General features: G+C 65.5%; 10 protein-coding genes. 2 read left to right on the top strand and 8 right to left on the bottom strand.

Annotation, left to right across the window (positions count from 1 at the left end):
- Positions 1–13: 13 nt before the first annotated feature.
- From rlmD to B059_RS0115040, 3 genes are read right to left on the bottom strand one after another with little or no spacing between them, the layout of a single operon-like run.
- Complete coding sequence (gene rlmD / locus B059_RS0115050) at positions 14–1312, bottom strand: 23S rRNA (uracil(1939)-C(5))-methyltransferase RlmD (protein WP_018079082.1); 1299 nt, start codon at positions 1310–1312, stop codon at positions 14–16.
- The gene (locus B059_RS0115045) at positions 1309–2085 is read right to left on the bottom strand and encodes a 3'-5' exonuclease (protein ID WP_018079081.1); all 777 of its coding nucleotides are present in this window, start codon (positions 2083–2085) and stop codon (positions 1309–1311) included. Before B059_RS0115045 ends, rlmD begins: the two co-directional genes overlap by 4 nt.
- Positions 2086–2125: 40 nt before the next feature.
- Entirely contained in the window at positions 2126–3418 is a 1293-nt protein-coding gene (locus tag B059_RS0115040) for an EAL and HDOD domain-containing protein (protein WP_018079080.1), read from the bottom strand.
- 101 nt (positions 3419–3519) lie between these two features.
- On the opposite strand from B059_RS0115040, the gene B059_RS0115035 reads away from it, so the two are divergent.
- Positions 3520–4962, top strand: a complete 1443-nt coding sequence (locus B059_RS0115035) for a DUF4139 domain-containing protein (protein ID WP_018079079.1) — start codon at positions 3520–3522, stop codon at positions 4960–4962.
- On the opposite strand, the gene pgi is transcribed toward B059_RS0115035, so the two are convergent.
- Positions 4952–6604, bottom strand: coding sequence for a glucose-6-phosphate isomerase (gene pgi / locus B059_RS0115030; RefSeq protein WP_018079078.1), 1653 nt, complete (start codon positions 6602–6604; stop codon positions 4952–4954). The two genes, B059_RS0115035 and pgi, sit on opposite strands and share 11 nt — an antisense overlap.
- Before the next feature lie 172 nt (positions 6605–6776).
- Between pgi and B059_RS0115025 the strand changes: the two genes are divergently transcribed.
- Positions 6777–7199, top strand: a complete 423-nt coding sequence (locus B059_RS0115025) for an FKBP-type peptidyl-prolyl cis-trans isomerase (protein WP_245538814.1) — start codon at positions 6777–6779, stop codon at positions 7197–7199.
- Between the two features lie 116 nt (positions 7200–7315).
- On the opposite strand, the gene B059_RS0115020 is transcribed toward B059_RS0115025, so the two are convergent.
- The 4 genes from B059_RS0115020 to B059_RS0115005 all read right to left on the bottom strand — a co-directional run bounded on the left by B059_RS0115020 (position 7316) and on the right by B059_RS0115005 (position 13980).
- Positions 7316–8128 carry a DODA-type extradiol aromatic ring-opening family dioxygenase gene (locus B059_RS0115020; protein WP_245538813.1) on the bottom strand — a complete coding sequence of 271 codons (813 nt, stop codon included), beginning with the start codon at positions 8126–8128 and terminating at the stop codon, positions 7316–7318.
- A gap of 118 nt (positions 8129–8246) precedes the next feature.
- On the bottom strand, positions 8247–9650 hold the full coding sequence (gene adeC / locus B059_RS0115015; RefSeq protein ID WP_018079075.1) for an AdeC/AdeK/OprM family multidrug efflux complex outer membrane factor: 1404 nt from the start codon (positions 9648–9650) through the stop codon (positions 8247–8249).
- Positions 9647–12811, bottom strand: coding sequence for an efflux RND transporter permease subunit (locus B059_RS0115010; RefSeq protein WP_018079074.1), 3165 nt, complete (start codon positions 12809–12811; stop codon positions 9647–9649). Before B059_RS0115010 ends, adeC begins: the two co-directional genes overlap by 4 nt.
- 11 nt (positions 12812–12822) lie before the next feature.
- Positions 12823–13980, bottom strand: a complete 1158-nt coding sequence (locus tag B059_RS0115005; protein WP_018079073.1) for an efflux RND transporter periplasmic adaptor subunit — start codon at positions 13978–13980, stop codon at positions 12823–12825.
- Positions 13981–14073 lie beyond the last annotated feature (93 nt).

The raw sequence follows: 14073 nt of genomic DNA, 5'->3' as shown, positions 1-14073 counted from the left end.
TGAGTTTAATGGATTAGCGCTGGAAAAGCGCTATCGACTCCACGTGCGCGGTGTGCGGGAACATGTTGGCGACGCCTGCCGCTTCGATCCGGTAGCCCTTGAGGTGCACCAGCACCTCGGCGTCGCGCGCCAGCGTGGCGGGATCGCACGAGACATAGACGATGCGTTGCGGCCCACCGCTGTCGGGCAGGGATTTGACGACCTCGATGGCACCGGAACGCGGTGGATCGATCAGCAATTTGTCGAAATGTCCAAGGGCGGCGAATTTTTCCGGCGTCATCTCGAACAGGTTGTCGACCGCGAAGCGGGCATTGGGCAGGTGGTTGCGCAGGGCGTTTTCACGCGCGCGGGCAACCAGGTCGGCACTGCCCTCGATGCCGAGCACCTCGGCGCCGCTGCGGGCGATCGGCAGGGTGAAATTGCCCAGGCCGCAGAACAGGTCAGCGATGCGCTCGCCGGCGCGGGGCTGCAGCAGGCGCAGGGCGCGGCCGACCAGGGCGCGGTTGATGGCGGTGTTGACCTGGGTGAATTCGGTCGGCCTGAAAGGCATGACGAGACCGAACTCTGGCAGGGTGTAGCTGAGTTCGGGCGCAATGTCCGGCCAGAACGGGCGCGCGGTATCGGGGCCTTTTTTCTGCTCCCACACCTGCACGCGGTGGCGTTCGGCGAAACTGCGCACTTTGGCGGCGTCCTCGTCATTCCATGGCTCAAGCAGGCGGAACACCAGCACGGTGACGTGTTCGCCGACCGCAACCTCGATCTGCGGGGTGCGGTCGGCGTTCGACAGCTGCACGATCAACTCGCGCAGCGGCTGGATCAGCGCCGAGACATCGGGAGTGAGGATCTCGCAGCTCGCCATGTCGGCAATGAAGCTGGAACGTTTTTCGTGGAAGCCGACCAGCACCCCGCCTTTCTTGTCGACCAGGCGCGACGATAGCCGGGCGCGGTGGCGATAGCCCCAACTGGGGCCATGCAGGGCGGGCAGGATGACGTCGGGGCGGACTTTGCCGATGCGGGCGAGGCTTTCTTCCAGCACGCGCTGCTTGGCAGCAACCTGGGCGCTGGCCTCCAGATGCTGCATCGAACAGCCGCCGCAACGGCCGAAATAGCGGCAGCGCGGCTCGGCGCGCTGGGCGCTGGCGCTGAGGATGGCGACCGCGTTGGCCGAATTGTATTTGGCATGCTTGCGATAGACTGAGATTTCCGCGCGTTCGCCCGCCAGGGCGCCGTCGACGAAGGTGACCTTGCCGTCGATGCGCGCCACGCCATGGCCTTCGTGATCGAGAGAGAGAATGTCGACGATGGGGTTCATGCCCAGGCTGCCAGGAATTCCTGCCAGTGCGGGGCAGAATGGGCTTGCACGGTGCTGCGCGCACGTTCGATCTCGGCGGCGTAGGCCGACTCGGAGAGCGTGCCGCGTATTTTCTGGAAGCGCAGATAGACCAGCCAGGTGTTCATCACGTCGGTTTCGCAGTAATTGCGGATGGCCTCGATTTCCCCTTGCTGAAAGGCGTCCAGCACTTTCGAGCCGTCCATTCCGAGCTTGCCGGGAAAGCCGCACAACTTGGCCATCTGGTCGAGCGGCGCGTTGGCGCGCGGCTGGTACATCGCCAGCACGTCCATCAAATCCAGATGGCGGGTGTGGTAGCGGCCCAGATAGTTATTCCACTTGAAATCCTTGTCGTCGTCGCCCCAGTCCCAGTAGCGTGCCGCCGTCACGCCATGGATCAGGCTGCGATAGTGCAGCACCGGCAGGTCGAAGCCGCCGCCGTTCCACGACACCAGCTGCGGGGTGTAGCGCTCGATGCCGTCGTAGAAGCGCTGGATCAGTTCGGCCTCGCTGCTGTCGGGCTCGCCGAGCGACCACACGCGGAGCTGGTCGCCGCTCCTCAGCACGCAGGAAATGGCGACGATGCGGTGCAGGTGGTGCGGCATGAAGTCGCCGCCGGTTTTCTGGCGACGGTTCAGCAGTGCCAGTTCGGCGAGTTCGGCGTGCGGGAGGGCCGCTTCGATCAGGCCGTTGGCCGCGGCGAATCCGGCAAGGTCGGGGATCGTTTCAATGTCGAAAACCAGGGTGGGGTGCATGGAACAGGCGTGCGGACAAAAATCGCCATTTTACGCTGCTTCAATGCAATGCTGTGTCGAGCGCCGAGGCCGCGATCAGGGCATCCAGGTAGGCCACCGAAATCTGATGCAACGGGATATCCAGCTGCTGCGCATAGTGGGCCAGTATCCCGGCATCGTTGTTTTCACAGGCGTGCGCCAGTTGCAGCATGGCGCCTTCGGGGGAGGGGTGTGCGCTCAAGGCCCGCACGCTGGTCGCCGCCAGCCCCAGCTTGCGGATCAGCGCCTCTAGCGATAGCGACAGCGCATGGGGGGCGGCCGACAGCAGGCCGATCTCGAATGCGGCGGCAGCGCTCTCGGCCGGCGCGCCCAGACGCGTGACTTTGCCCATGAAGAGTGCGCGCGTGAGCGCGGTCACGGCATAGTTGCGCGTGGCTTCGCCAGGCTGCCTGCCGGTCAGGGCCAGCAGTATCGCCACGCGGGCGGCGCGCTGGGGGCCCAGCATGACCAGTGCATGAGCGGCCGATTCGGCGGGGCGGCTCAGACCACCGACCGGCGAATTGGCGATCGCGAGCAGACGTGGCGCCATGTCCGGGTTCAGCCGGAAAAACTGGATCAGCGTATCGAGCGAATGACGCAGCGCGATCGCCAGCAAGTCGAGTTGTACGGCCTGCTCGTGGGTATGGGCGGCAGGCTGGGTGTCGCCCGAAAACAGGCTGCCTTTGAACCAGGCGTTTGCAGGCCAGCGTGCCTGGGAATGGGTGTGCCGTACCCCTTCCACGATCAGGCGCGCAGACACCGCGGGTGGAATATCGTCGGCGCGGCAGGCCAGATAGCGCCAGGCGGAAGCGCTGTCCTGCACCATCGCGTGGTTGCGGTCGAGGCTGGGGCAGAACGTCAGTCCGGCGTCCTGCAGGGCGAGGGCGCGCGCCAAATGCTGTTCGTTATCAAGGCTTACGCACCAGATCAGCTGGCGGTGATCGAGTTGCTGCGGGATGTCGCTGAACAGCACGTCGGCGCTGATCCGCACCAGCAGGGGCAATTCACTGGTCAGGCCGTCCTGCGTCAGCGAATACAGGCCGGTCAGCAACATGTCCTCGTCCATTTGCCGGAGTTCGGGCGGCGCATCGGCACCCGCAGTGCGTCCGCGCAGCACCAGCTGGTGGGCGACCAGGCTGGAAGCGGCATCGAACAGGGGATCGAACGACAGGAAACGCTCCCGCAGGGCTTCCTCGCGAACCGGGCTGCTGCTGGCGATGCCCAGCATTTGCGTCACCGCCACGGGCTGATCGGATTCGCGGGTATTGATGCCGCCGCCGACGATGCGGGATGAATGGAAGTCGTCTACGCTCATGGCTGTCGGTGCAAAGTGTGTCCGGTCATTCTAGCGCTGCGAACCATTTTTCGCGTGTATCGGGCATCATGCCGGTTGCCGCAAGACATGAAGGAGGCGACATGACGAAGAAGCTGCTGCTGCATGTGATGATGGCCGGGCTGCTCGCCACTTCTCAGCCAGGCTGGGGCGCGCCGGGCGATGAGATCGGCAGTACGGCAGCCGATCAGCAGGGCGTCGCGGTCACCATCTACAACGACAATCTGGCTTTGATTAAGGATGCGCGGCGGGTCAGGCTCGGGCGCGACTTCAACCGGCTGGCGTGGCGCGAAGTCTCGGCGCAGATGCGCCCGGAGACGGCTCAACTGCGCAATGTGTCGAGCCCCGCCGGATTCCGCCTGCTGGAGCAGAACTTCGATTTCGATTTGCTGACGCCGCAAAAGCTGCTCGAAAAATACGTCGGACGCGAGGTTGGCGTTATCCGCACCCACCCCACCAGCGGCACGGAAACCCGCGAAACGGCGAGCGTGCTGGCGACCAACGGCGGCGTCGTGCTCAAGTTCGCCGACCGTATCGAAACCGGCGTGCCGGGGCGGCTGGCGTTTGCGGGTGTGCCCGATACCTTGCGCGACAAGCCCACACTCGTCATTTCGCTGCTCAACCCGTCGGCGGGCGTACAGGATCTGGAATTGTCCTATCTGACCGGCGGGCTGTCGTGGCGGGCCGATTATGTCGCCGAGCTCAATGCCGCTGACGACCGGATGGATCTCAACGGCTGGGTGACGCTGACCAACCAGAGCGGCGCAGCCTATCCCAACGCCAGGCTGCAACTGGTGGCGGGCGATCTCAACCGGGTGCGTGACGCCCAGCCGGTGCCGCGCGCGACAATGGCGATGGCGGCGAAAACGGCCGACGCTGCCGAGATGCAGCAGGAATCCCTGTTCGAATATCACCTCTATACGCTGCAACGTCCCACCACGCTGGCGGAAAACCAGACCAAGCAGGTGGCGCTGATGTCGGCCGGCCGGGTGCCGCTGCAGAAGACATTCCTGCTCGAAGGCGCGGCTTATTACTACTCGGGCCAGCACGGCGAACTGGGACAGAAAATCAAGGTGGGCGTGTTCGTCGAATTCGACAACAAGGGCGAAGGTATGGGCGTGCCGCTGCCCCGGGGAATCGTCCGGGTTTACAAGAAGGACAGCCAGGGCAACGCGCAGTTTGTCGGCGAGGATCGCATCGACCACACACCGAAGAACGAGATCGTACGCCTCAAGCTGGGCGACGCCTTCGACGTCACCGCCGACAGGAAACAGACCGACTTCAGGAAGCTCGCCGGCACCGACCGCACCAACTACGTGTTCGAGTCGGCCTACGAGATCGTGCTGAAGAATGCCAAGCCGGAAGCGGTCACCGTTACAGTGCGCGAGCCGATGCCGGGCGACTGGACGATGCTCTCCGAATCGCAGCCGCACACCAAGGTGGCTGCCGGCACTGCCGAATGGCGGGTGCGGGTGCCGGCCGAGGGCAGGGCGACGCTCAACTACCGCGTGCGCGTCAGGTACTGAGGCCGCGCCGCCGGCGGATGTCGGTGATCAACCCGAGGGTGGAGCCGTCGTGCTCGCCGATGACCCTGACGGAGCTGAGCGCGGCGCGGATCGGCGGCGCCAGCTGCTTGCCGAGTTCGACGCCCCACTGATCGAAGCTGTTGATCTGCCAGATCACGCCCTGTACGAAAATCTTGTGTTCGTAGAGCGCGAGCAGCATGCCCAGCGTGTGCGGGTCGAGTTTCTGGTAGAGGAGCGTATTGCTCGGGCGGTTGCCGGGGAACACCTTGTGCGGCGCCAGCGCGCGCGCGGCCTCGCGGCTCATGCCCTGGGCGATCAGCTCGGCCTCGATCACCGCGCGCGACTTGCCTTTCAGCAGCGCCTCGGTCTGCGCCAGGCAGTTGGCCAGCAGCCATTCGTGCTGGTCGGCCAGCGGCGTGGGGTTGACCGCGGCTGCCAGAAAGTCGGTCGGAATCAGCCGCGTGCCCTGGTGCACCAGCTCGAAGAACGCGTGCTGGCCGTTGGTGCCGGGGGCGCCCCACACGATGGGGCCGGTGTTGTAGTTGACCCGCTTGTTGGCACGGTTGACGTTCTTGCCATTCGACTCCATGTCGAGCTGCTGCAGGAACGGCACCAGCAGACGCAGGCGCTGGTCGTAGGGGAAGATGCCGTAGGTGTCGGTGCCCCAGAAGTTGGCGTACCAGATGCCGAGCATGCCGAGGATGACCGGCATGTTGGCTTCCAGCGGCGCCTCCCTGAAATGGATGTCCATTGCGTGGGCGCCGGCAAGCAGCGCCTGGAAATTGCCCCAGCCGATCTGCAGCGCTATCGACAAGCCGATTGCCGACCACAGCGAATAGCGTCCCCCCACCCAGTCCCAGAAGATGAACATGTTGTCCGGGTCGATGCCGAAAGCCTCGACTGCCTGCACGTTGGTCGACAGCGCCACGAAATGCCGTGCCACCGCGGCGGGGGTACGCAGCGCAGCCAGCAGCCAGGCCTTGGCCGAATTGGCGTTGGCCAGCGTTTCCAGCGTGGTGAAGGTTTTCGAGGCGACGATGAACAGGGTGGTCTCGGGGTCGATCTGCGCGAGCGTGCTGGCCAGATGCGCGGGGTCGAGGTTGGAGACGAAATGCACCCGCACGCTTTCCACCGCGTAATGATCGAGCGCGTGGCACACCATCGCCGGCCCCAGGTCGGAGCCGCCGATGCCGATGTTCACCACGTCGCGGATCGGCTTGCCGGTATGGCCGCGCCAGCCGCCGTTGTGGACCGATTCGACGAAGCGCTGCATGCGGTTGAGCACGGCTGCGACTTCACGCTCGACATCCATCCCTTCCACTACCAGCGGCGGGCGCACCGGCGCACGCAGGGCGGTATGCAGCACCGCGCGCCGCTCGGTGAAGTTGATACGCTCGCCACTGAACATGGCATTGCGCATGCCCTCCAGATCGGACTCGCGCGCCAGTTGCATCAGATGCTGCATCGTATCCGTCGTGACGCGGTTCTTCGAATAGTCGAGCAGCAGGTTGCCGCAGCGTAGCGACAGGCGTTCGAAGCGATGGGCGTCTTCGCGGAATGCGTTGCGCATGTCGAATGCGCGCATGTCCTTGAAGTGCTGTTCCAGCGTTTTCCAGGCGGGCAGGTGTTTGAGTGGTTTCATGGCTGGCGGTGTGTGGGGCAGGCTTCGAAGGTATCATAAGCAGCAGGCAGCACAGACGCCAGCGAGGCCAGGGCGCAGCGCTTTCTTTGACGGTTCGGGATGGGACAGCATGGTTACCGTGACACACAACAAACTCGTATATATCACCTATTCAATACTCGATGCGCGCGGCATGGTCGTCGAGCAGCACGACATTCCGGTCGGCTTTGTGCACGGTGCCAACAGCGGTATTTTGCCGGCGATCGAATCGGCGGTAACGGGCCGCAAGGTGGGCGACCGGGTCGAGATCACGCTGGCGCCCGAGGAGGGGTACGGGTTGCGCGACGAGAGCCTGGTTTTCGTCGAGGAACTTGACAATGTGCCGCCGCAATTCCGCCGGGTTGGGGCCGAAGTCATGTTTGAAAACGGGTCGGGCGAGACCAAGGTTTTTTACGTCACGTCGATCGAGGATGGCAAACTCAGGCTGGATGGCAATCCCTCGCTGGCCGGGCAGAGCGTGACCTGCCTGGTGAATGTGATGGACATCCGCGATGCCACGCCGGAGGAAATCCGTAATGGCCGCCCGCTCGACGCGGCCGCGGGCACGATGCATTGAGGCGACAGGACGAGGCGGGAGCGATCGCCCAGGATTTCCGGCCGGGCCGGGCCGGGCCGGAGGTGCTTTATTGCGCGTTTATCTTCGAGCAGTAGCGGGTATCGGCTAACGCGCCGTCATTCCGCCGTCTGGCCGAAGCGGAAGCTCGATGCCGTCACGCCACCGAAGAAGCCCTGCTCGTGGTAAATGCAGGCGGCCGCTTCGTCTTCGGCTGCGCCGACTGCCACCATCAGCGGGATCAGGTGGTCTGCCTGCGGATGGGCGCGCCGGGCCGATGGCGCGTGTTCCCATTGCAGCAGGCGTTGCGAACGCTGTCCCGGCGGCGTGCGCACGAGGGTCTCCTGCAGCCATTCATCGAATGCCTCCGATGCCGTCTTGGCCTGCTCGCCGAACTCCCGCAGATTGTGATAGCTCAAACCGCTGCCGACGATCAATATGCCTTCGTCGCGCAGGGGCGCGAGCGCCCGGCCCGCAGCAAGATGGGTTTGCGGGTCGTAGCCGGTCTTCAGCGATAGTTGCACGATGGGGACGTCGGCTTCCGGATACATCACGGCCATCGGGGTGAAACAGCCGTGATCGAAGCCGCGGTTTGCATCGAGCCGGGCTCCGAGCCCTGCCGCTTCGAGCAGATTCTTCACGCTGCCAGCCAGTTCGGGCGAGCCGGGCGCATCGTAGCGGACATGGTAGGTGTGCTCCGGAAAACCGTAGTAGTCGTAGACCATGGGCGGGCGCGGGCTCGCCATCACAGTGAATTCATTCGCCTCCCAGTGGCCAGACACCATCAGAACCGCGCGGGGCTTGGCGCCGAGTTCCCGCGCAAACGCCTGCAGCGACGCTTCGAGCAGGCGATAGTGCGCGCGGAACTCACCGGTGAGATACGGCCATGGGCCGCCGCCGTGGGACAGAAAGCAGGTAGGCAGTCGTTTCATGTCGAGCTCCATTCGGCACAGGACGGGATGCTGCGGTTGCATTCATGGCGGTGAGCACGCACGGATCGCGCCGGCAGGAACCACCGGCGCTCAAAACGATACTAGCGGAGCGTGGCGCTCACCGCCAGCCGCCGCCCAGCGCCTTGTACAGTGTCACGCGATTGGAGGCATCGAGCAACCGCACGGCGATCAGTTCCTGCTCGGCGAGATAGAGCGTGCGCTGGGCGTCGAGCAGGCCGAGGTAGCTGTCCACCCCGCCCCGGTAACGTGCCTCCGACAGGCGGAAACTCGCCCGGGTGGCCTCGACCAGGCGCCGCCGCGCGTCGACCCGCTCGGCAAGCGTGGTGCGTTCCGCCAGCGCGTCGGCCACTTCGCGGAACGCGCTCTGGATGGCTTTCTCGTACTGCGCCACGTTGATGTCGCGTTGCACCTCGGTCACGTCGAGGCTCGCCTGCAAGCGGCCGGCCTCGAAAATCGGGATGCGGATCTGCGGCATGAAGCTCCAGGTGCCGGATCCGCCGTCAAACAAGCCGCCGAGCGTACTGCTGGCGGTACCGGCGGCAGCGGTCAGGCTGATGCTCGGGAAGAAGGCCGCGCGTGCGGCACCGATGCTGGCATTGGCTGCGCGCAACGCACGTTCGGCCTGCAGGATATCGGGGCGTCGGGCGAGCACGTCGGAAGGGATGCCGGCCGGCAATTCAGCCACCGCGCTGACGCTGCCGGTGAGCGTGCCGGGCAGCAGCTCGGCGGGCACCGGGGCGCCAGCGACGAGTGTGAGCGCGTTCTCGTCCTGCGCGACGAAGGTGCGGTAACGCGCAACGTCGGCACGGGCGCTTTCCAGCAGCGTCTGCGACTGGTGCAGGTCGAGCGCCGAGACCGCGCCGGCTTCGAAACTGCGGCGGATCAGATCGTAGGATTTCTGCCGCGTTTCATAGGTGCTGCGCGCCAGCGCCTGGCGCTCGCGGTCGGCAGCGAGGATCAGCCAGGCGTTGGCGACTTCCGCCACTAGACTGATCTGCGCGCTGCGGCGCGCTTCCTCGGTGCCGAGGTAAAGTTCCAGCGCCTGCGCGTTGAGGCTGCGGATGCGGCCGAAGAAATCCAGTTCGTAGGCAGCAAAGCCTATCGTGGCACTGTACTGGCGGGTGACGTCGGCCTCGCCACTAGACGTCAGATCGCCCGGTAGGCGCTGTGCGGTCTGGCTGCCGTTGGCGCCGATCGCAGGGAACAGGTCGGCGCGCTGGATGCGGTATTGTGCGCGCGCCTTCTCGATATTGAGCGCGGCGACCCGCAGATCGCGGTTGTTGGTCAGCGCCAGCGCGATCACCTCACGCAGTCGGGTATCGGCGAAGTAATCGCGCCAGGCGATGGTGTCGGCCGCCGGTGTTGCCGCAGCAGCCTGCGTTGCGCCGGGGAAGCTTGCCGGTACTGGCGCCGCTGGGCGCTGGTAATCCGGGATCAGGCTGCAGGCGCTCGCCAGGGTGGCGACGAGAGCGACGGTCAGAGTGCGTAACGGGAACATCATTCGGCCTCCTGCGCGGCGGCAGCAGGGGCGGCGTCTGCCGCCTGCGGCTTGCCCTTGAATATCCGCTTGATCACCACGTAGAACAGCGGGATGAAGAAGAGACCGAGCAGGGTGCCGGCGATGGTGCCGCCGAGCACCCCGGTACCGATCGCGTTCTGGCTGCCCGAGCCGGCGCCGGTGGCGATCGCCAGAGGCAGCACGCCGAGACCGAAAGCGAGCGAGGTCATCAGGATCGGGCGCAGCCGCATGCGTACCGCCTCCAGTGTTGCCGTGATCAGATCCTTGCCTTCCTGTTCCATCTGCGCCTTGGCGAATTCCACGATCAGGATGGCGTTTTTCGACGACAGGCCGATGGTAGCCAGCAGGCCGACCTGGAAATAGACGTCGTTCGACAGGCCGCGCCCGGTCGCAGCGAGCAGCGCGCCGAGCACGCCGAGCGGCACCACCAGCATCACGGCGAACGGCACCGACCAGCTTTCATAGAGTGCCGCCAGGCACAGGAACACCACCAGCAGCGACAGCGCATATAGCGCCGGTGCCTGCGAGCCGCTGCGCCGCTCCTCGAACGAGGTGCCGGTCCATTCGTAGCCGATGCCGGGCGGCAGCTTGGCGATGAGTTCCTCGACGACCGCCATCGCCTCGCCCGACGACAGGCCGGGCGCGGCCTGGCCTTGCAACTCGACCGACGGCTGGCCGTTGTAGCGCTCCAGCCGCGGCGAGCCGTAGGCCCAGTGCGCGGTCGTGAACGCCGACAGCGGCACCATGTCGCCCTGCTTGTTGCGCACGTACCATTTGGCCAGATCCTCCGGCTTCATGCGCGCCTCGGCGTCGGCCTGTAGATACACCTTCTTGATGCGGCCGCGGTCGATGAAGTCGTTGACGTAAGTGCCGCCCCAGGCGGTGGCGAGGGTGTCGTTGATGTCGGCGACCGAGACGCCGAGCGCTCCGGCTTTCGCATGGTCGATGTCGAGCTGGTACTCGGCGACATCGTCCTGGCCGTTCGGACGCACGCCCACCAGGCGCGTGTCCTGCGCGGCCATGCCGAGGAACTGGTTGCGCGCCGCGATCAGCGCGTCGTGGCCGAGGCCGGCGCGATCCTGTAGCTGCACGTTGAAGCCGCTCGCGGTGCCGAGTTCGATCACCGCCGGTGGCACGAAGGCGAACACCATTGCCTCGCGGATTTGCGAGAACGCAGCCATCGCGCGGCCGGCGACCGACTTCACGTCCTGCCCCGGTTCTTGGCGTTCGTCCCAGTCTTTCATGCCGACGAAGCCGAGGCCCATGTTCTGGCCGCTGCCGCCGAAGCTGAAGCCGGCAGCGGTGAAGATCGACCTCACGTTGTCTTTCTCGTTGACGAGGAAATGATGCTCGACTTTCTTCAACACCTCGACGGTGCGTTCCTGGGTCGCACCGGCCGGCAGCATGATCTGGGTGAACATCACGCCCTGGTCCTCCTCCGGCAGGAAGGAGGTCGGCATGCGCAGGAACAGCAGCGCCAGCACGCCGATGATCGCGGCATAGATCGCCAGGAAACGGACGCTGCGCTGCAGGATCTTGCCGACCGCCGATTCGTAGCGCTCGGTGTTGCGGGTGAACATGCCGTTGAACCAGTGGAAGAAGCCGGAGAACCAGCCCCCCTCGCCGTGTTCATGGCCCTTTTCGATCGGCTTCAGCATCGTTGCGCACAGCGCCGGCGTGAACACGATCGCCACCAGGACCGATAGCCCCATCGCTGCCGCGATGGTGATCGAAAACTGGCGGTAGATGACGCCGGTCGAGCCGCCGAAGAAGGCCATCGGAATGAACACGGCCGACAGCACCAGCCCGATGCCGACCAGCGCGCCGGTGATCTGGCGCATCGACTTCTTGGTCGCCTCCTTCGGCGACAGGCCTTCCTCGCTCATCACGCGCTCGACGTTCTCGACCACCACGATAGCGTCGTCGACCAGCAGGCCGATGGCCAGCACCAGGCCGAACATGGTCAGGGTGTTGATCGAGAAGCCGAACGCCGCCATCACGCCGAAGGTGCCGAGCAGCACCACCGGCACCGCGATGGTCGGAATGATGGTGGCGCGGAAATTCTGCAGGAACAGATACATCACCAGGAATACCAGCAGAATCGCTTCGGCCAGCGTCTGCACTACGCCCATGATGGAGAGTTTGACGAAGGGCGTGGTGTCGTAGGGCACCACGACCTCGATGCCGGCGGGGAAGTAGGGCTTCATCTGCTCGACCTTGGCGCGCACTGCATCCGCCGTTTCGAGTGCGTTGGCGCCGGCGGCGAGCTTGATGCCGATGCCGGAGGCGGGCTGGCCGTTGAAGCGGCCGACGATGCCGTAGTTCTCGGCGCCGATCTGGACGCGGGCGACGTCCTTGAGACGCACCTCGCCCCCCTGCGCCGAACTGCGCAGCAGGATCTGCTCGAACTGCTCCGCCGTCTGCAGCCGGCTCTGCGCCGTGACCGAGGCCGTGAAGCCCTGGCCCTTGACCGCCGGCGTGCCGCCGAGCTGGCCGGCCGAGACCTGAGCATTCTGCGCCCGCAGCGCGGCTTCCACGTCGCCGGGTGTAAGCTTGAAATTGGTCAATTTGGCCGGGTCGAGCCAGATGCGCATGGCGTACTGGGCGCCGAACACCTGCACCTCGCCGACGCCGGTCACCCGCGACAGCGGATCCTGCACCGTGGCGGTGAGGAAGTCGGCGAGATCTTCCCGGCTCAGGCTGCCATCCTTGGCGACGAAACCGAGCACCATAAGGAAGTTGCGCGTCGATTTCGCCACCTGCACACCCTGCTGCTGCACCGCCAGCGGCAGCAGCGGCAAACCGATCTGCAGCTTGTTCTGCACCTGCACCTGGGCGATGTCGGGGTCGGTGCCGGCGTCGAAGGTCAGCGTGGTCGTGGCGCGGCCATAGGAGTCGGACGACGAGCTCATGTAGAGCAGGTTGTCGAGGCCGGTCATCTTCTGCTCGATGATCTGGGTAACGGAGTCTTCCACCGTCTTCGCCGAGGCGCCGGGATAGAAGGCGTTGATGGCGACGGTGGGTGGCGCGATGGCCGGGTACTGCGATACCGGCAGCGTCAGGATGGACAGCCCGCCGGCGAGCATGATGACGATGGCGATGACCCACGCGAAGATGGGCCGGTCGATGAAAAAGCGGGCCATGGTCCGTTACCTCACTTCGCCGCGGGCGCTGCGGGCGCCGCTGCAGCGGCGGCTTCCTGTGCCTGCACCGGTGCGCCCGGTTTCACCTTCTGCAAGCCTTCGACGATGACGCGGTCGCCGGCGGCCAGGCCCCCGGTCACCACCCATTTGTCGCCGACCGACTGCTCCGCCTTGACGCTGCGCGCCTCGACCTTGGCCTCGCCGTTCACCACCATCACCTGCGCCTCGCCGCGCGGCGTGCGGCTGACTGCCGCGTGCGGCACCAGCACCGCATCGCGGTTCACGCCCTGTGTCAGCCGCGCGCGCACGTACATGCCGGGCAACAGCTCGCCCTTGGGATTGGGGAACACCGCGCGCAGCGTCACGCTGCCGGTGGCCTGGTCGACCGTCACTTCCGAGAATGCCAGCTTGCCTTCGGCGCCGTAGAGGCTGCCGTCTTCAAGCACAAGTTTTACCGGCACCGTGTTGCTCGCTGCGCGCTGCAGCTTGCCGGAATCGAGGTTGCGTTTCAGTCCCAGCAGTTCGGTGCTGGACTGTGTCAGATCGACATAGATGGGATCGAGTTGCTGTACGGTGGCGAGTGCCGCAGCCTGGTTCGCGGTGACCAGCGCGCCCGCGGTCACCGTCGAGCGCCCGATGCGGCCCGCGATGGGCGACGTAACGCGGGTGAAATCGAGATCGACGCGCGCCTTGTCGAGCGCTGCTTTCGCCGCGCCGACTTCGGCTTGCGCCTGTTTCTGTGCGGCCTGCGCGTCGTCGTTGGCCTGGGCGCTCACGGCCTCGATCTTCACCAGTTCGGCGTAGCGGCCGGCTTTCAGACGCGCCACCTCCAGATTCGCCTCGGCCCGGGCCAGATTGGCACGGGCGCTGTCGTAGGCTGCCTGATACGTTGCCGGATCAATCCGGTACAGCACCTGGCCCGCCTTGACATCGCTGCCCTCCTTGAACAGGCGCTGCTTGACGATGCCGCTCACCTGCGGCCGCAATTCGGCCACCAGGTAAGGCGACGTGCGTCCGGGCAGTTCGGCTGTCACCGGCACCGATTCGGTCTGCACCGTCACCACCGTCACGGCAGGGACTGTGGCACCGGGAGCCGCACCGGGTTCCGTTTTACCGCCACAGGCAGTGAGCAATAAGGCACTCAGCAGCATGAGGCCCGGCTTGGTCATGGACAATCCTTGTTGGCGGGGGGTGAGGGCGGGCTCGGGATGGGTAATCATCGGTCTTGGCCTTGGTGGGCGTTGGGCAGGATAGAGTCTATT

Origin of the sequence: Thiobacillus denitrificans DSM 12475, assembly GCF_000376425.1 — a bacterium.
GTDB lineage: Bacteria > Pseudomonadota > Gammaproteobacteria > Burkholderiales > Thiobacillaceae > Thiobacillus > Thiobacillus denitrificans.
The sequence above is the reverse complement of the archived record's forward strand: the minus strand, read 5'-3'. Positions and strand labels throughout refer to the sequence as shown.